15 protein-coding genes are annotated in these 17,996 nt (G+C 45.0%); 9 read left to right on the top strand and 6 right to left on the bottom strand.

Going from position 1 to position 17,996, the window contains the following annotated elements; genetic code table 11:
- Positions 1–177: 177 nt before the first annotated feature.
- Entirely contained in the window at positions 178–780 is a 603-nt protein-coding gene (locus tag FD47_RS06005; protein WP_040537549.1) for a nitroreductase family protein, read from the top strand.
- A 71-nt stretch (positions 781–851) separates the two neighbouring features.
- On the opposite strand, the gene FD47_RS06000 is transcribed toward FD47_RS06005, so the two are convergent.
- Positions 852–1,823, bottom strand: a complete 972-nt coding sequence (locus tag FD47_RS06000) for a 2-hydroxyacid dehydrogenase family protein (protein WP_054733870.1) — start codon at positions 1,821–1,823, stop codon at positions 852–854.
- A 597-nt stretch (positions 1,824–2,420) separates the two neighbouring features.
- On the opposite strand from FD47_RS06000, the gene brnQ reads away from it, so the two are divergent.
- Positions 2,421–3,827: a branched-chain amino acid transport system II carrier protein gene (gene brnQ / locus FD47_RS05995; RefSeq protein WP_056980224.1), complete on the top strand. Its 1,407-nt coding sequence runs from the start codon at positions 2,421–2,423 to the stop codon at positions 3,825–3,827.
- Between the two features lie 207 nt (positions 3,828–4,034).
- On the opposite strand, the gene FD47_RS05990 is transcribed toward brnQ, so the two are convergent.
- A complete protein-coding gene (locus FD47_RS05990; RefSeq protein WP_008211076.1) occupies positions 4,035–4,652 on the bottom strand; it encodes an isochorismatase family protein in 618 nt (205 codons plus the stop codon).
- A gap of 229 nt (positions 4,653–4,881) precedes the next feature.
- Here FD47_RS05990 and FD47_RS05985 point away from each other — a divergent pair, with 229 nt between their 5' ends.
- Together FD47_RS05985 and FD47_RS05980 are read left to right on the top strand one after the other, a co-directional pair.
- Positions 4,882–5,532: a peptidoglycan recognition protein family protein gene (locus FD47_RS05985; RefSeq protein WP_082402603.1), complete on the top strand. Its 651-nt coding sequence runs from the start codon at positions 4,882–4,884 to the stop codon at positions 5,530–5,532.
- Positions 5,533–5,644: 112 nt separating this feature from the next.
- On the top strand, positions 5,645–6,559 hold the full coding sequence (locus FD47_RS05980) for a metal ABC transporter solute-binding protein (RefSeq protein ID WP_054733863.1): 915 nt from the start codon (positions 5,645–5,647) through the stop codon (positions 6,557–6,559).
- A 91-nt stretch (positions 6,560–6,650) separates the two neighbouring features.
- On the opposite strand, the gene FD47_RS05975 is transcribed toward FD47_RS05980, so the two are convergent.
- The 4 genes from FD47_RS05975 to FD47_RS05960 all read right to left on the bottom strand — a co-directional run bounded on the left by FD47_RS05975 (position 6,651) and on the right by FD47_RS05960 (position 10,099).
- The gene (locus tag FD47_RS05975; RefSeq protein WP_040537552.1) at positions 6,651–7,367 is read right to left on the bottom strand and encodes a GH25 family lysozyme; all 717 of its coding nucleotides are present in this window, start codon (positions 7,365–7,367) and stop codon (positions 6,651–6,653) included.
- A gap of 271 nt (positions 7,368–7,638) precedes the next feature.
- Positions 7,639–8,787: a GH25 family lysozyme gene (locus FD47_RS05970; protein ID WP_056980222.1), complete on the bottom strand. Its 1,149-nt coding sequence runs from the start codon at positions 8,785–8,787 to the stop codon at positions 7,639–7,641.
- Between the two features lie 96 nt (positions 8,788–8,883).
- Positions 8,884–9,081: a hypothetical protein gene (locus tag FD47_RS05965; protein ID WP_008211092.1), complete on the bottom strand. Its 198-nt coding sequence runs from the start codon at positions 9,079–9,081 to the stop codon at positions 8,884–8,886.
- A 67-nt stretch (positions 9,082–9,148) separates the two neighbouring features.
- On the bottom strand, positions 9,149–10,099 hold the full coding sequence (locus tag FD47_RS05960) for an AraC family transcriptional regulator (RefSeq protein ID WP_054733860.1): 951 nt from the start codon (positions 10,097–10,099) through the stop codon (positions 9,149–9,151).
- A 360-nt stretch (positions 10,100–10,459) separates the two neighbouring features.
- Here FD47_RS05960 and FD47_RS05955 point away from each other — a divergent pair, with 360 nt between their 5' ends.
- The 5 genes from FD47_RS05955 (at position 10,460) to FD47_RS05935 (ending at position 17,996) form a co-directional block, all read left to right on the top strand.
- A complete protein-coding gene (locus FD47_RS05955) occupies positions 10,460–11,884 on the top strand; it encodes an MFS transporter (RefSeq protein ID WP_056980220.1) in 1,425 nt (474 codons plus the stop codon).
- 69 nt (positions 11,885–11,953) lie between these two features.
- Complete coding sequence (locus tag FD47_RS05950) at positions 11,954–13,924, top strand: glycoside hydrolase family 127 protein (RefSeq protein WP_056980218.1); 1,971 nt, start codon at positions 11,954–11,956, stop codon at positions 13,922–13,924.
- A 172-nt stretch (positions 13,925–14,096) separates the two neighbouring features.
- On the top strand, positions 14,097–16,334 hold the full coding sequence (locus tag FD47_RS05945) for a carbohydrate-binding protein (protein WP_056980216.1): 2,238 nt from the start codon (positions 14,097–14,099) through the stop codon (positions 16,332–16,334).
- A 620-nt stretch (positions 16,335–16,954) separates the two neighbouring features.
- Positions 16,955–17,197 carry a hypothetical protein gene (locus FD47_RS05940; RefSeq protein ID WP_054733853.1) on the top strand — a complete coding sequence of 81 codons (243 nt, stop codon included), beginning with the start codon at positions 16,955–16,957 and terminating at the stop codon, positions 17,195–17,197.
- Between the two features lie 274 nt (positions 17,198–17,471).
- Positions 17,472–17,996 carry an MFS transporter gene (locus FD47_RS05935; RefSeq protein ID WP_225424999.1) on the top strand — a complete coding sequence of 175 codons (525 nt, stop codon included), beginning with the start codon at positions 17,472–17,474 and terminating at the stop codon, positions 17,994–17,996.

The raw sequence follows: 17,996 nt of genomic DNA, 5'->3' as shown, positions 1-17,996 counted from the left end.
ACATTGATGCTTAATTATGCTACTATTAAAGCTAAGGGAGCGGTTACTTTCCCTTGGCTTTTTTGAGTTTCACAGACTTTTTTCTCAATTTGCTTTACTTACTAAAAGTAACTGTTATAATGGTTCTATACCTTTTTGGAGTTTTAATAATAACATGACGAAGGAGTTTATTTACCTATGAAAGAACAATTACTGGATCTTGCCAAAAAACGACGCTCAATCTACGCATTAGGCCGCAACGTTGACCAAACCCCCGATGAAATTGCGAGTTTGATTAAGGAAAACATTAAGTGGGCCCCAACCCCATTTAATAACCAAACGACCCGGGCCGTGATTTTATTTGGTGCTAATCACGAAAAGCTTTGGGATATCGTTGCCAAGCGTTTGAAGTCAGAAGTCCCAACTGAAGAAGCATACCAAAAGACTTTGAACAAAATTAACGGGTTTAAGGCAGCTTTCGGCACAGTGATGTTCTACACAGACACTGACGTTGTTCGCCGATTCGAAAACGACTTCGCCCTCTACGCTGACAACTTTGCCGACTGGTCCGAACAAGCTCAGGGCAATGCCCAGTTTGCTGTTTGGACTTCGCTAGCAGAAAATGGGATTGGCGCAAACTTACAACATTACAATCCACTTATCGATGATGAGGTTCGTGAAGCATTTGGCATTCCAGCTCACTGGAATTTACGGGCTCAGTTGGATTTTGGTTCGATTGAAGGACCTGCCGGTGAAAAAGAATTTATGGATGATGCTGATCGTTTCAAAGTATTAAAATAATTTCCAAATGAAAAGTTTCCGGAAACCAATTGCGGTTTTCGGAAACTTTTTTGCGCGTTTAGGTGATTGAATTATTCCACGCCGTTCACGACGTAGTTAGGTTTGCTGCCCTTATCCATCGAGACGGTGTTTTTAGCAACAATTTCTGCCATTGCATCGCGCGCTTCAACGGTTGCATTTCCAATATGAGGGGTTAAGACCACGTTTTTTAATGCTTTAAACCCGTCGGCAACTTCGGGTTCCTTTTCGTAAACATCCAGGGCCGCACCGGCAATTTCGTGGTTAACCAAAGCATCGTAAAGAGCCGCTTCATCAATGATTGGACCCCGAGCGGCGTTAATCAGCATTGCGCTGTCCTTCATTTGTTTGAACTGTTCAGCCCCAATCAGATGATGGGTTGCGGGAGATGCCGGCAGATGTAATGTGATCACATCCGCATTTTTGATAATATCGTCAAAGGTGGAGAAGGTTGCGCCAAGTGCATCTTCAGTTTCTGAATCAAGCTGGTGGCGTTGAGTGTAGAGAATCTTCATGTCAAACGCATGCATTCGTTTAGCAACCGCCTGGCCGATTTGTCCCATGCCGATAATCCCGAGGGTTTTGCCAGCCAATTCATGGCCCAGGAAGAAGAGTGGGGCCCAGCCACTAAAGCCTTCGTGACGCATCAAGGTATCGCCTTCCATCATGCGGTGAGATAAGCCAATAATTAAGCCGCAGGTGACTTCCGAAGTTGAGGTTGTGGAAACCTTTGGCGTATTGGTAACGGGGATGCCCTTTGATTTAGCATAATCAATGTCGATATTGTTAAATCCGGCACCATAGTTTGCGATTAGTTTCAGGTTGGGGGCGTTGTCGATGACGTCAGAATCAACTTGAGTTGAAAGTGGCGTAATCAAAAAGTCCTTATCGGCAACCCGTTTGATAAGCTCATCCTTGGTAATGAGTGACTGGCTGTCGTCATAAACATCAATGTCCAATCCGGCGTCCTTCAAAATCGTTAGGGCATGCTCCGGAATTCTTCCAGCAATTAAAACCTTCGACATATGCTCACGTCCTTCATAAAATTTTTCATTCACCATCATTATAAGCTGAATGGTGGCCAATTGAAATCGCTTACCATTTGAAATCCCTTATTTTTCAGAACGGCACTGACTAATTGGAAATGAAGGGGGATCAACTCAAAAAATTCCGCTTGAAAGTTGACATTTTGATGTTAGTTGATTAACATAAGTTTTAACAAATTACAAAACGCTTTGAGAAAGTTGAGTAACACTTTATCATCCGTCAGCGAGCTTCGTTAGGTGGGAGGAAGCCGGATTAGAAGTGTGAAAATCCCTTTTGAGCGATGTAGCGAATTTTTTAAAAGTAACCTGCATTGGTGACACCCATTATCGTGTTAGCGTATCGTCCTTTTGGGCCGTACGTGAAGAGGTGGGGCTAGTGATAGTCTCACGAATTTAAGGTGGGACAGTGCGTAAGCACCCTTGACTCGGTGAATACTGAGTTGAGGGTGCTTTTTTAGTCTCAACGTTTCGTAATTTAAAATCAAAAGAAGGAAGTGGTTGTCTTGGAATCTCAGATTGACATTAGTCAGATTATGGTGGGAAGAAAAAAGCAATTAATCGAGGAGAATGACTTTAATGAAAGACTTACAAGACTTAAATCCAAATCCGTTAACTAAGAAACAATATTTTGTGGTGAGCTCCATGTTGTTTGGGCTATTTTTTGGTGCCGGCAATCTGATTTTTCCCATTCATTTAGGACAGCTCGCCGGTTCTCACTGGGTGCTCGCAACGGTTGGCTTTCTGGTGACTGCCGTGCTTTTACCGTTACTTTCTGTTCTGGCCGTTGCGGTGACCCGCTCCGAAGGGGTTTATGACATTGGCGTGCCTTTGGGACCGGTATTTGCATTAGTATTTATGGTCTTAATTCACTTAACAATTGGGCCACTTTTTGGGACGCCGCGGACGGCCACCGTGCCGTTTACCGTTGGCATTCAGCCAATGATCCCGGCTTCATGGGCGCATGTTGGCCTGTTCGTATTTTCGGTCCTGTTCTTTGGAGCCGCGTTTCTGGTTTCCTATCATCAGTCAAACGTGATGAGCTCAGTTGGAAAAATTTTGAACCCACTCTTTTTGCTGCTGCTATTCTCCGTTTTCTTGATGGGCTTTGTCCATCCGATGGGGACTGCTTCCAGTCAGACTGCAACGGCAGCGTATCAGCACGCGGGATTCTTTAACGGCTTTTTGCAGGGCTATAATACGATGGATGCTCTGGCAGGCCTTGCTTTTGGCGTAACGGTTGTAACGGCTGTTCGCCAATTGGGTAAAACGCGGCCAAGTAGTAATGCGAAAGTGACCGCCAAGGCAGGCGTTCTGGCAACCGGGATGATTGGGTTGATCTACGTCGTGCTCGTTTGGTTAGGCGCAACAACGTTAGCAAACTTCCACGTTTCTGCGGATGGTGGGGTTGCGTTTAACCAGCTGGTCAGTTATTACCTCGGTGGTGTTGGGCATGCTTTGCTGGCAACGTTATTAACCGTTACCTGTCTCACCACTGCTGTCGGTCTGGTTGCCGCATTTGCCCAAGATTTTCACAAACACTTTCCAAAGGTCAGTTACCATACGTGGTTGGCGCTCACTTGCCTGGCATCCTTTCTAACCGCAAACTTTGGCCTCGATCAAATTATCCTGTGGTCAACACCGATGTTGATGTTCCTGTATCCATTCGCCATGGTGCTGATTCTTTTGTCGGTAACTTCACCGCTATTCAATCGCGATCCGCTCGTCTACGCGTTCGTGGTCGGTTTTACAACGGTTCCCGCTTTTCTGGATATGGTTGCCGCTTTCCCAAAGGTTGTGAGTCAGAGTGTCTTTGGCCAAATGTTGGGCACATTTCAGCATAGCGTTCTGCCATTCGTAAACTTGGGAATGGACTGGGTTGTTCCTGCATTAATTGGCGCGGTTGTCGGCTTGGGATTGCACTTTCTGCGCCCGGTATTTGCTCGGCAACACCAGGCATCGTCTGAAAACGTATCGGATAAATAATTGAGCTTCCGTGTTAAATGATCACGATAGTGTCAAAAAAATCTCGATGTTTTATGTCGAGATTTTTTGTTTTCGGTCATTTTAATGATGTGAGTGATAATTATCCTGGATATTGAGTGAAGCAGGTTCATTTGGAATGCTCGTTTGAAAAATAAAAAGGTTGAGCTAAAAACTGCTCAACCTCAATGTGTGGATCTATTAGCAATCCTATTGGATCGGTGTGAACGCGCCATCCTCAAATAGGTCCTGAACAAATCCAGGGACCGTATCCGTTCGGTTCCAATCCCGCTGCAATTCACAAATCAGTTGGGGAATTGTGATCAGATGTGCGCCAGCCTGTTCAACCCGCCTTAAAGCGGTTTTGTGGGCAATGGTTGAAGTGCCGCCAACGGCATCAACAACCGGATAAACGTCAAACCCCTCAGCGATGGCATCTAAGGTTGGGAATGTGAGGCAGGCTTCGGTCCATAATCCCAACATGATAATCTTTTTACGGCCGGTCGCCTTAATGGCGTCGTTATAGTCTTTATCTTCCCATGCATTAATTGATGTCCGATCATAAGTTTCGACATCGCCAATTTCTTTCTTTAGCGCTGGGATCGTGTCTTGATTTCGTCCCGTTTGAACGTTCACAGTTGAAAGCACAATCGGAACCTTATATTGGTTGGCAATCTTGGCCACCAACACGGCATTGTGAACCAGATCAGCGTGCTTCATGGATCCGATTGAGTTAATCTGCGTTGGCTGGTAGTCGATAAACGTTAAAACTGAATTTTCTGGTGAAATTAAGCGGTCATCGGCGCCTCGTTTTGCAAAACTTGTCATAAATTAAAACCTCCCCTAAAATCCGTTAAATCTTTGAATTCGTTTTCATGATACACCCGCAAAATTAGATCGACCATTATTTGCACTTTGGCGGCCGCATTTCCAATCCATCGGTCGGTAATCACGGATGATTGCTTGCATGCCGGCGCTAATCTGCTAGCATAGATAATGAGTATAAAACAGTAATAAAGTGGCGATTATAAAAGTGGTAAAGAAAATCGAATTGATTATGTTAACAGGAATTGTGTTTGTGGTTGCCCTCTTTGCGTCGGCAACCCTTAGTCAGGCCGCATCAGTCAACAGCTATATTTCAGCTCATCATATTTCTCACGTGAAGGTCACTAAGCAACTGTGGGGTGGGTTTCCTCACTATAAGTACCGCCATGGGAAGGGCAAACCGGAAGGCGTTGTCGTTCACGAGACTGGTAATCCAAGTTCGACAATTTTTAACGAAATTGCTTATATGAAAAAGAATTACCGAAACGCGTTTGTTCATTCATTTGTCGACAGTAAGCACATTATCAACATTGCCAGCACAAACTACCTTTGCTGGGGCGTCGGTTATCCTGGTAATGCCCGATTTGTACAGTTTGAACAGGTTGAAATGCATAGTAAAGCCAGCTTCGCCCACGAAGTTGAAAATGCGGCCTACTATACGGCTTACATTCTCCACGAGTACCATCTCAAACCAAACGATGCGGTGTATGACGGCAAAGGGACCGTCTGGTCACATGGCGCGGTTGCGAAATATCTCGGCGGATCAGACCACACCGATCCCAAAGGATACTATAAGAACGCGGGTAAGAAATACTTTCATCAAGCCTACACGATGAGTCAATTTTATAAGCTGGTCCTCAAAAATTATCACCAGCTGTCATAAGAATTCACAACCGTTAAAATACCTAAAAACAATTAGGTGTTTACAAACGGCTTTTTTTGTCATATTATCGTAAGAGTAATCGTTACTATTTAAAAACGGGAGAGGTAAACAGATGCTCAAGAAGATATTCAGATTCAAATTTATGTTACTGGCATTATTGGTTGTTGGTCTTGGAGTCATTGTTGCCGGCTGCTCAAGCAGTTCGTCGTCAAGTAGCAGTAACGGAAAGATTAAGATCACGGCAACGACCGATTTCTATGGCGAAGTTGCTAAGAAGGTTGCTGGTAAGCATGGGGATGTGACGTCGGTAATTACTAATCCGAATGTCGATCCCCACGACTACGAACCAACCACCCAGGTTGCAAAGAACCTCACCGGATCCAAGATCGTAATCGCTAATGGTATCGGCTATGATGGATGGATGTCTAAGTTAGTCTCCAACAATAAGAAAGCTGATTACATAAAAGTCGGTGAAGATTTAATGGGCAAGAAGAACGGCGACAACCCACATCTTTGGTACAATCCAGCCACAATGCCCAAGTTGGCAAACACCATTGCCACGAAATTAGGCAAATTGCAGCCAAAGAACAAGGCCTACTTCAAGAAGAACGCCCAGAATTACATTAAGTCCCTGAAGCCGGTTAACGAAAAGATTGCCAAGCTGAAGCAGGTTGCTGCTAAGAGTAAGAACAAGGACGTTTACGTGAGTGAACCGGTCTTCGACTATGCGTTGGAGGCAATGGGCTTTAAGGTTGGCAATCCAGAATTTGAAAACGACACCGAAAAGGACATTGATCCTTCCCCACAAACCATCCGGAGCATGCAGAATGGCATTAAGGGCCATAAGATTGCGTTCTTCGTTTATAATTCGCAGGTTGATGATAAAACGGTTAACAATTTAGTTGATTTGGCTCACAAGAGCGACGTGCCGGTCTTGAAAGTCACTGAGACGTTACCTAATGGTCAGAATTACAAGTCATGGATGCTAAGCCAGTATAATAGTTTGCTTCAAATCCTCGAAAAATAACACTGAAGGCATCATTTTTTCATCATAATAAAGCGCTGATCCAATTCGATAGGGATATCGGATGAATCAGCGCTTTATTATTAATATTCAATTAATCATTAAGATAATAGTCGTTATTTAACTGGCTCACATCAGTTCGACCGGTTCCAGAAAATTTAAAATTCGAAGTCCACTGCCAAGCATTGGCCGCCGCATATTTTTTCCCGGTAGGATTATTGGGGTAGTTTGCCAGCCACCCAAGGTTCTTACTGTTCATGCTGACATAGCTGTCAACCCAGTTAGCGTTGGTATAAATGTCAGTTTTGGTAAAGCCGGCTTTTTGGACGACTTTATTAAAGGCCTTGATGTTTCGGTCATTGGTGGCGATTGGTAAATTCGCAAGTTTGGAAGCTTCAAAATCAATGGCCATCACGACATCGCGTTGACTGGTAACGGCTTCAACATGTTTGACGAAGTACTTGGCTTCCCGCTTTGCCTGCGCTTTTGTGGTGAAATTGGCGTAGTGGTAGAAATTAATGCTCAAACCGGCAGATTGCGCCGTCTGGGTTTGCTGAGCCAACAGGGGATTGGTGTAGTAAGTCCCTTCAGTGGCCTTGATGGTCATTGCCTGAACGCCAGCGTCCTTCATGTTCTGGAGGCCGAGATTGGTTTGCGCACCCTGATAAGCGGAGATATCCACCATATCGGCATTCGGATGGTTGGCTGAGAACGTGTTTGCCTGAACTGGTAAACTGGTGGCGCTAAATGCGAGCAGGCCAAAGGCGGCCAGCGTCAGCGCGGTTAATTTTAGGGAAGCGAATTTTTTCATTATTAAATACTCCATGTCGTTAATTTCTAAAGTGTCGTGAGCACAACGTTGCAAGCATCGTACCATAAACCTATCTGGATTCAAAACCACCCGCTGGCAAGTCAGTACGTGACACGATGCCCATGCGTCCGCTTATTTACAAACAAACAACAATTCGTTAACGGCCTGTAATATGAGTGCCTACTTGTTATTCGCCGTGATTTAATAACCAATCCACTATAAAAGGCCCTTGGCAGTTAAATTGACTGTGAGGGCCTTTGGATTAAGCGATTTATTTGTTAAGATAGCCGCGCCATACCCAGCCGCCGTGTTGGCCATCGGCACTCTTGACGTGGTAGTAAATGTAGTATTTACCAGTTGTCTTTTTATAAAGCTTCTCATGAGCGTCCGTATACCAGGTGACATCCGGCATATCCGAGTTAAACCCGTAACGGTAGCCCAGATGCTTGGAGTATCGGGCTCCATCCGTTGTCTTATAGGCGTGACGGCCCATACTGCTGCGCCAAACGAGCTTAACCGACTTGGATCGACTGGCGGAGTATTGCTTCCCTGATGGTCCCGGGACCTTGACGATCTCACCAGGCGTTGACGATTTGGAGCCCGTGGTTGAACTCGACGAGCTCGACGAACTGGAAATTACACTTGATGAACTCGAATTCGTTGTTGGTGTCGTATTTGTGGCGGTATTGGTTGGGGTGCCAACCGTTGAATTTAGATAGTAATCATTGTTCATTTGGCTGACATCCAGGTTTTGCGTGATTGATGGGAATCGATAGTCAGACGCCCATTGCCAGGCGTTAGCTGACGTGTATTTGCTTCCGGTTGGGTTGTTTGGATAATCGGCAATCCAGCCGTTGTTGGCGGCATTGGTATCGATATTAACCCCCAGCCAACTGGCCATGGTGTACAGGTCGGTCTTATTGTAACCGGCTTGATTTAAAGTTGCGTCAAAGGCGGCCAGGTCGGCATCGTTTTGAGCTTTCGATAAGCTGCCAAGTTCAGACGACTCAAAGTCAACGACCATGACAACATCCTTTGAACTGGTGACCATTTGAACGGCCTTGATGAAGTTCTGAGCCTCAGACTGAGCCGCTGCGGTCGATGTAAAATGGGCGAAGTGGTAAAAGTTGACGCTCAGGCCAGCCTGTTGGGCGTATTGAACCTGTTGGCTTAGATAGGGATTCGTGTAACCGGTTCCCTCGGTGGCCTTGATTGTCACGGCCTTAACGCCATTGTTAGCCATTGTTTGGTAATCGGCAGCGGTTAAACTTCCCTGCCAACTGGAAACATCGACCATGTCCGTTTTTGGTAAGGTGCTGGATGGCGTCAGTGATGCATTGGCGGTTAAAGAAGAGGTTCCCAGCAAAATTCCGCCGGCAACCAGCCCTAAAACGGCCAGATAATTGTGTTTAAATTGCATGAATTCTCAACCCCTCATTTTGATTGTTTATTTGGTCAATCAAAAATATCTTTCATTTCAGATACTAACATGAATATGGGGTCAACAAAAGTGATTTCACTTGCTGTTGCTTCTTTTTCGGTCTAATGAAAAACTCCAGTAAATAAGCAGTAATACAACGGCGGCAAATGTAATGGTTGTAACATTTTTTGGCAGCGAACCATCGTGAACGCCCCAGGCAATCCAAATCAAAATGATTTGAAAAACCCATGAGAGAATGGACTGGCCGGCAAACTTTTTTGTGAAAATATGCATTGAAATTCCTCCTATAATGTGTGAATCGTGGCATTGTTAGTTAATAGGCAATCGGGTTATTGATCGCTTATTCAGGGATGTCCCCGTTTTCCGGAATATAGTCGATAGAATCGGCAATTCGTTTCGGAATGGGAATCTGCGGATCAACGTGGGGATTGTTAAGATGGATCAGGTTATAAGACTTGCGGTATTCGCTGGGCGATAAGCCAACGGAACTTTTGAACCGGCGCATGAAGACTTTGGGATCGTTGAAATATGAATTAAAGGCAATCTGCTTAATGGGCATTTCGGTCCGAATGAGTAGTAACGTTGCCACTTCAATCTTAACGTGGTTCAGGTATTGCAAAGTGGTCATGCCGGTGTAGTGTTTGAACAGTCGCGTCAGGTAATCGGGATTCAGGTGCACCCGGTCGGCAATTTCAGCAACTGTGAGGGTGCTGGACATGTTGGCACGAATCCATTCCTTCATATAGCTGATCCGGGAGCTGTCTTCGTCGGACTTTGATTTATTGAAGTATGACTTATAAAGTTGAATTAAAAGGGCTGAGACCAAATAATCACGTTCTTCAATAAAGGATAACTCATTGTGGATTGATAAAATTTGATGAATCAGAATGGTGGCCTCTTCATAATCAACCAGCTTGAATTTCATCGGCAAATAGATTTTGCGTTTGGCGTTCTTGTTGGTTTTAACCTCTGAAACGACCTCGTCCTCTTCAGATTCAAACGTATCTTCGCGATGCTGGGAGAAAAAGTGCAGCCAGTAAAAGTCAACGCTGCCCTGGGAGTCTTGATAACCAAACATCGGTGTGAACGGCGGCACCAGCAGGACTTCGTGGGCGTTAAGGGCCTCCCGGCGGTCACCAATTTGTAAATAAATCGGTCCCTTGATACACAAAATCATTTCATAATCACCCTTATGATACATGCGCCTGTGCCGCCAGGGACCATTAGCAATAAATTCGCCTCCTTTGTAATAAAGTAATGGTTTTTCGATTGTAAAAGTTGAGAATAACATGGTACTAACCTCCAATCCAATGTCGGAAATGGTCACTAAATATACCAATAGTGATAAAATCAGCCGATGTCGGATATAATCACCAAATGTTTGAAATGTGATAGCAATTCCTATTAAATCACCCACGGAGCCCGGTCAATAAAGGCAACTAGTCGGATAATATCACCTCTTTTGCTATTATAGACCTTTTTTTACTGCTTGGAAACGCTTACCATAATAATCGTAAATGAGATACAAATCAAATGCCTTGACAACCGTCACGGCGTTGACCACTCGCGAGGTCTCGTTTCATTTATCTGTTTTGCAATGATTTTCTAATTGTAAGCGTTTAGATTCATCAATATATTGGAGGTCAGAATCATGAGTTCAAATGCAAGTCATGTTGATCCAAACACAGCTAGTGCCCAAGCGCTTCTAGCTGATGACCGTTTGCCATGGCACAGAAAAATTACCTATGGTTTTACGGATATGTCTGGTAACTTACTTTACTGTATTATCAGTTCTTATATGCTTTACTTCTTCACCAACGTTTTCGGTTTGTCGGTTGCAATGGCCGGTGTTATCAGTTTAATCGCCCGTGTCTTTGATGCGGTTGGGGCACCTGTCATGGGGATCTTGGTTGACCACACTCACAGTAAGTATGGTAAAAACCGTCCTTGGTTCCTGTGGATGTCATTACCATTTGCCATCTTTGTTTGGTTACTGTTCACGACACCAAGCATCAGTTCAGGTGCCAAAGTAATCTACGCCGGCGTTATGTACATTTTGGCTGACTTGTCATACACCGCTGTTTCAACCCCAATCACTTCCGTATTGCCTAACTTGACTTCCGACACTGACGGCCGGATGCAAGCGAATTCAATCCGTTTGGTACTTGGGAACGTTGGTAACTTCTTCGCCGTTACCTTCATCATTCCATTCGCCGGCATGCTCGGTGGTGGTAATGATCAAAAGGGTTGGTCAATGGCCGTTGGAATTTACGCCATCGTCGCCTTCATCCTCTTGATCATTGCTTTCTTGGATATGCGTGAAAAGAACATTTCATCAGAACGGGTTATCACGATCAAGGAAAGTTTCAAAGCTGCCAAGAGCAACTGGCCTTGGGTATTAATCGTTACTGCCAACTTGGCTTACTGGACTGCATTTATCGTCCGGAACGCTTCAATGCCTTACTACTTCCAGTACAACATGGGCAGCAAGGGCTTGATTTCATTCTTTAACGGTTTTACAATCATCCAAGTTATCGGGATGGCTTCAGTACCATTCTTCGTTAAATTCATGCACAAGTGGGGCACAACCATCTTCTTCCTATTAATGACAATGGTTGGCCAAGCTTGGATTGGCTTTGCCGGTTCAAACACAACCTCCGCATTAATTGCATGGTGTATTGCATGTATCGGTTCCGGTTCTGCCTGCACAATGTTCTTCGCCATGGTTGGTGACACCGTTGACTTTGGTGAATGGAAGAACGGTATCCGGGCTAACGGATTCTTAACTGCCATTGGTGCTTCATTCTGTATCCAAATGGGTACTGGATTTGGTTCATTTATCGCTTCAATGATTTTGAAGAGCTTCGGCTTCAACGCTGCCAACGCTACTCAGAGCGCTCACAGTCTTGCCGGAATCAGCTTCACCTTCGTATGGGTTCCAATCATCATTTATGCAATCAGCTTAATCTTGATGATCTTCTATCGTAAGTGGGAAAATCATGAACCAGTTGTTAAAGCTGACTTGGCAAAGCGTCATGCAGAAGATGCTAAAAAGGCAGAAACTGCAAACGCCTAAACCGTCAGTGCACCACCTAGCGATTTGTTGAATAGTTACACACGTATTTTTTGAGAGGAAGGTTCATCTATGCAAGTTTACACAGCGCCTAAGTTAAATAAAGTCGAGGTTACCTCTGACTTTTGGAAACGCTATCGAGAACTCGTCGTTAAAGAAGTCTTACCATATCAGTGGAAGGTTATGAACGATGAAGCCGACATTTCGATTGCTGAAGATCCTCAAAATAACGGCCAGGACAAGAATAGTCACGCCGTTGCCAACTTGAAGATCGCTGCCGGCGAAATGAAGGGTCACCACTATGGTTTTCCGTTCCAGGATACCGACGTTTATAAGTGGCTGGAAGCCGCTGCCTATTCATTTGGCTATCATCCAAATCCAGATCTGAAGAAGATCACCGACAATTTAATCGATTTAATTGCCAAGGCTCAGGATGATGACGGCTACTTATCAACCTACTTCCAAATTGACGCTCCAGAGCGGAAGTTCAAGCGTCTCCAACAATCTCATGAGTTATATACCATGGGTCACTACATCGAAGCCGGGGTTGCCTATTACAACGCAACCGGCAATCAAAAGGCCTTGGACATTGCCACTCGCATGGCCGACTGCATCGATAATAATTTTGGCCTTGAAGAAAGCAAGATTCCGGGGTACGATGGCCATCCGGAAATTGAGTTAGCATTGTCACGGCTGTATGAAGTGACTAAGAACCAGAAGTACATGGACTTAGCCCACTACTTCTTAACCCAACGTGGTCAGGATCCAGCATTCTTTGAGAAGCAAATCAAGGCTGACGGCGATAGTGTCGACCGTGATTTGATTCCAGGGATGCGCGACTTCCCACGGGAGTACTACTTGGCCGCAGAACCAATCAAGGATCAAAAGGTGCCTCATGGTCACGCTGTTCGGGTAGTTTACCTTTGCACAGGGATGGCTTACGTTGCTCGTTACACAGGTGACAAGGATTTATTAGCTGCCTGTGACCGCTTCTGGAACGACATCGTTAAGCGTCAAATGTACATCACTGGTAACATTGGTCAAACAACGACTGGTGAAGCATTTACCTACGATTACGATCTGCCAAATGACACTGATTATGGCGAAACCTGTGCTTCAGTGGGAATGTCCTTCTTTGCCCGGCAAATGTTGAACATTCGTGCTAAGGGTGAATACGCCGACGTTCTTGAAAAGGAACTGTTCAACGGTGCTTTAAGTGGGATGTCACTTGACGGAAAGCACTTCTTCTATGTCAATCCACTAGAAGCAGATCCTGCCGGCAGTAAGGGTAACCCAGGTAAATCACATGTATTGACTCATCGTGCCGACTGGTTTGGCTGTGCATGCTGCCCAGCTAACTTAGCTCGGTTGATCGCTTCAGTTGACGAGTATCTGTACACTGTGAACGAAGACACCATTTTGTCACATCAGTTCATTGCCAACGAAGCTGAGTTTGACGATGGCATCAAGGTTTCTCAGACCAACCACTTCCCATGGAGTGGAGATATTCATTATGAAATCGAAAATCCAAATAAAGCATCATTTAAATTTGGAATTCGGATTCCAAGTTGGTCCGCAAAGTACGAACTGAGTGTTGATGGCGCTGCTAAGAGCTTACCAGTTGAAGATGGCTTCATTTACCTTGACGTTGACGGTAAATCAATGACCCTTGATCTGAAGCTTGACATGAGCACTAAGATCATGCGGGCAAGCAACCGGGTGAAGGCTGATTACGGTAAAGTTGCCGTTCAGCGTGGCCCAGTGGTTTACGCCGCTGAAGAAGCCGACAACGAGGCACCTCTTTGGGACTACCAAGTTGCTGCTGATGCGAAGACTGATTACCACTTCGACGAAAAATTACTTGACGGCGTTGGCGTTGTGAAGATTGCCGCTAAGCGTGAAAAGCTTGACGATGTGAACGCTCCTCTCTACACCGAAGTTCAAAACGAAGACACTGAGAATGTTGACTTAACTTTGGTTCCGTACTATTCATGGGCAAATCGCCAAGATGGCCAAATGAGGGTTTGGTTGAATAAAGAATAGGAATTACCTATTCATTGATTAAGATTAAAATTTCATAGGGGGATTGGGCCACGTGCTTGATCTCTCTTTTTGTGGGAAAAATGTAAGCGGATTCTTAAAAAATCCGGACTGAAGAATTCATGGATCAATTTTCTAAGGGGATGGGGAATCTAACAGAAGAAGGTATTCAATAATGAAAGCAAAACATTTTGTCACGTTTATAACAACCGCCGCCCTTGGTCTCTTAGCAGTGAATGTTGGTGGTCGGGTAGCCGCCGATGATAACGGGAACCAGGCAATTACGGTGGACACCAATACAGCGATTAGAAATCAAACTGAACACGTCGCATCTGGTGGCCTGTACGCGATGTCGCATGGCAACACCCCGAATGAGAATTTATTATCGTCGTTGAAGCCTAAGACCTTCACCCAGCCGGGACCCGGTGCCCAGCAGATTCCAAATGGGGAACCCACGGCGGCCGGTGATTTTACCAGTACCGCTCCGCTGGCGACTAAAGTAGGCGCCAAGGTAATTATTCGGCTGGCGGATATTTATTCCCAATGGCCATATAACTATACTAACGAGCAGGACTGGTTAAAACGGGTGGATACCATGGTTACCAGTGCCAAGAAATCCAATCCGGATGCGATTTACGGGTATGAATTGTGGAACGAACCCAACGGCACTTGGCAAGGACAAAATGGTATCGGGAAAGGATCCTGGGGTGACTTTGACAAAGTTTGGCAAGATACCTACAAAGAAGTTAAAAAATTAGATCCAAATGCAAAAATTGTGGGTCCCAGTCTTAACAGCTGGCAGCCAAAGTGGATGACTCATTTCTTGACGATGGCAAAAAATTCGAATACCTTGCCAGACGTAATCAGTTGGCATCAGTGGGGCGCAGCGGCCTTTCCACAGCAGGCGGCCGCACTTAAGAGTCTGGAAGCCAGCCTGGGAATTTCTCCCCGCAAGATTAGTATTAACGAATATGGCTCAGAACAGGAATTAGCAGTGCCTGGTCAGATGATTCACTACGTTCAAAACTTTGAAAATGTTCCCGAATTGGACAGTGCCGATTTGGCGTTCTGGTTTGACTATGGACGGATGGATAATTTACTAACGGATCAGCAGAAGCCTAACGGTGGCTATTGGCTGTACAAGTGGTACGGCGATATGAGTGGCCAAATGGACAAGACCAGCACGTTTAGCACAAATGGTAATCTTGCCAGTGTTGCTAATACAACTTCCGATAAGACACAAACTTCCGTTATTTTAGGTGGAACCAGTGGAAGTACAACCGTTAGCGTAAACGGCTTGGATCAAGCCAAACTTGGGAAAGTCGCCCACGTCGAAGTGAAGGAATCCCCATGGTATGGTGTCGATACTGCCGTTGATAGTCCAAAGACGGTTGAATCAGGAACCGTTGATGTTTCCAACGGCAGTGTCCAGGTCCCGGTTAAAAACATGAAAGCCGCTAACGGGTATCAGGTTGTCGTCACCCCTGGTGGGAATGACACGGCTGCTACCGGGCTTTCAGATGCGAAAACTCAGGCAACCGATCCAATTCGGGTTGAAGCTGAGGATGGCGCCCTGACCGGAACGGCAAAGAAAGTTCAGGGAAGTTATGCTTCGGGCAACTACTTTGTTGGCACATTTGATAGTAATGACAGCTCTGACACGATGAAGGTAACCGCACCAGAAAGCGGCACTTATCAGCTTGAACTCGGCTACGCAAATGGCGGAACCAATAAGCAGGATGCCACTGACAAGGTAACGTTAAATGGCCAGCAGCTAAAGGACGCGGTGTTCCCGTATTCAACCGGCTGGACGACCGCGGTACCAAATGTTGATGGAACCCGCAAAACAATTCAGTACGGAACGGTTTCATTAAAGCAGGGTGACAACACCCTTAAACTTGCTAAGGGAAATAATGCCGCCGAGCTAGATTACGCGCAGTTTACGCTCCAACAGACCAATCCCAACGATCACAACAATGGCGGGGCTGTCGTCCCTGATAACTCAACGGCCGCATCGAGTAGTTCCTCCTCGTCCTCAAGCGTCTCATCTTCTTCAAGCTCCCAAGCTGTTTCTTCATCCAGCAGTTCAACTAAGGTAACGGCGCCGAAGAAGTCCGCCCATGCAGTCGCGGTTGCCAACGCTTCAAGCGCTGTGGAGAAGTACCGATTAGCCTACAATAAAGCCCAAAAGACAACGACCAAGGCGAAATATTATAAAGCTTATAAACGCGCCCAAGCCAAGCTCGCCAATTTGAAGCATCCAAAGACGATTAAGAAAGCAAAGGCAAAGGTTGCTAAGGCTAAAGCTTCATATAAGAAAGCTAAAAAAGCAGCTACCAAAGCGAAGTATTTGAAAGAATACAAGGCCGCAAAGATTGCTTTAAATAAGGCATATATCAAATATTCGAAGTAATGATAATCCGTCATTTAAGAAGGTGGTAATCTTCAATAAACCAATCTGCATAGCTTTTCTCAACTCTTTAATTAATTGCGCACATTTGATTGAAGATTATGGAACCCCATGCTACACTATTAAAAGTTATCAAAACGAATAGGTAAACGTTATTTCTGACATGACGTTAATCGAACCCCATTCGACACCATTCGTGATAATGTTGAGCTCGGAAACCAGAGATGGTTGCCGGGCTCTTTTTATGTAGGGAAGGGTCAATCGGGGGCTTGTTTAAAATTGAATCGGTTACTGGCGCCGCTTGCATCAGGATAAGTTAGTTCAGAAGTGGCCTTGATGGGAATGTCGAATAATATTTTCAGAACGTCATAATTTGCAATAAATAGTGCTTGAATTGCAAAGATTGCCCTCGATAAATCGCTTACAATAATTGATGTACTGAGCAAACAGTCATAAATAAGTCGGAATTAAGCGATTGGCTATTTGTCTGCTCACAAATGTAAGCGAATTCTGAAGGCGCAGGAAGGATTTTGCTCGACTGTTAATGATTAATAAGGTTCAAATTAATTAGCAGGGGTTTTTTTGAAGACAGTATCAATATTAAACTCAAAGGGGATTTACGGATGATGGCTAAAAAAATGAAGATTGATCCAGATAAATTTGCTCGAGCAGTTGTTAGTGGTTCGACAATTACGGAATCAGATGATGTGAAGGCAAGCAAGCAGGCCTTAAAACGTTATTTATCGGCCTATTTACTGATTGAGGACTTTAACAAGCTTGAAAAGGAAACTGTCAGCGGCCTGAATGATCAGAGCTTTTCGGAAATGATGGGCAGTATTGCAAAGGCCCTTCAGTCAAAGTACTAGGAACCAGAGACAAGGGAGCATGTTGGAGACTATCCCATAATTAGGATGACTTTATTAGTGGTAACGGTTATGCCCTTTTTTTGGTAAAAGTTGATTACTTCTGATAACTTTCCGTTGTAAATTTACAATGAAAGCAATTGATAGCGCTCTCTAATGGCTTTTTTGAAAAAACTATTGGATTCGTCTATCAACCAGTTTCATAATCCTTTATAATACAGTCGAGGATTGGTGAATGAGAGAGCACCGCCTCGGATTGATTAGGAGGTTCATGAAAATGAAGAAGAAATCAGGAATGATGGCATTTTCTGTTTTGGCATTGTCATTGTTACCAATGTCAACGGGGGCAACTGCCGCAACCATTCCGGGGCTGATGAAACAGTTCCCAGGACTTTCGGCAGAAACCGCTGAATTGACGGTGACGATTCCATCGTTTACGATGGCGCTACTCATTGTCATTAGCAGTTTTCTGGTAAAACGATTTGGTACCAAGAAGATGGTGCTGAGCGGGACGGCTTTAACCGCTGTCGGGGCAATCATCTCAATGATGGCGCCCAACGTTGCAACACTGTTATTTGCCCGGGCGCTACTGGGTGCCGGGATCGGAATGTTTAATACACTCTGCATTAGTTTGATTGATCTGCTTTATAGTGGCCCAACTCGGGAGCGATTGCTGGGTTTTCAGAATACCTTTCAGGGTTTGGGAGCTGCCGGCGGCGCGCTCATTGTTGGCATTATTTTAAGCGTTGCCAACTGGCACATGGCGTTTGCTTTTTCTACGTTTAGTCAAGTAAAACAGTGA

It is taken from the genome of Lentilactobacillus parafarraginis DSM 18390 = JCM 14109 (assembly GCF_001435895.1).
Classification (GTDB): Bacteria; Bacillota; Bacilli; order Lactobacillales; family Lactobacillaceae; genus Lentilactobacillus; species Lentilactobacillus parafarraginis.
This window is presented reverse-complemented; position numbering and strand designations above follow the sequence as displayed.

Bases quoted from the DNA above. Each gene is read 5' to 3' on its own strand.
- FD47_RS06005 (WP_040537549.1), top strand. From the start codon at position 178: ATGAAAGAACAATTACTGGATCTTGCCAAAAAACGACGCTCAATCTAC.
- FD47_RS06000 (WP_054733870.1), bottom strand. From the start codon at position 1,823: ATGTCGAAGGTTTTAATTGCTGGAAGAATTCCGGAGCATGCCCTAACG.
- brnQ (WP_056980224.1), top strand. From the start codon at position 2,421: ATGAAAGACTTACAAGACTTAAATCCAAATCCGTTAACTAAGAAACAA.
- FD47_RS05990 (WP_008211076.1), bottom strand. From the start codon at position 4,652: ATGACAAGTTTTGCAAAACGAGGCGCCGATGACCGCTTAATTTCACCA.
- FD47_RS05985 (WP_082402603.1), top strand. From the start codon at position 4,882: ATGTTAACAGGAATTGTGTTTGTGGTTGCCCTCTTTGCGTCGGCAACC.
- FD47_RS05980 (WP_054733863.1), top strand. From the start codon at position 5,645: ATGCTCAAGAAGATATTCAGATTCAAATTTATGTTACTGGCATTATTG.
- FD47_RS05975 (WP_040537552.1), bottom strand. From the start codon at position 7,367: ATGAAAAAATTCGCTTCCCTAAAATTAACCGCGCTGACGCTGGCCGCC.
- FD47_RS05970 (WP_056980222.1), bottom strand. From the start codon at position 8,787: ATGCAATTTAAACACAATTATCTGGCCGTTTTAGGGCTGGTTGCCGGC.
- FD47_RS05965 (WP_008211092.1), bottom strand. From the start codon at position 9,081: ATGCATATTTTCACAAAAAAGTTTGCCGGCCAGTCCATTCTCTCATGG.
- FD47_RS05960 (WP_054733860.1), bottom strand. From the start codon at position 10,099: ATGTTATTCTCAACTTTTACAATCGAAAAACCATTACTTTATTACAAA.
- FD47_RS05955 (WP_056980220.1), top strand. From the start codon at position 10,460: ATGAGTTCAAATGCAAGTCATGTTGATCCAAACACAGCTAGTGCCCAA.
- FD47_RS05950 (WP_056980218.1), top strand. From the start codon at position 11,954: ATGCAAGTTTACACAGCGCCTAAGTTAAATAAAGTCGAGGTTACCTCT.
- FD47_RS05945 (WP_056980216.1), top strand. From the start codon at position 14,097: ATGAAAGCAAAACATTTTGTCACGTTTATAACAACCGCCGCCCTTGGT.
- FD47_RS05940 (WP_054733853.1), top strand. From the start codon at position 16,955: ATGATGGCTAAAAAAATGAAGATTGATCCAGATAAATTTGCTCGAGCA.
- FD47_RS05935 (WP_225424999.1), top strand. From the start codon at position 17,472: ATGAAGAAGAAATCAGGAATGATGGCATTTTCTGTTTTGGCATTGTCA.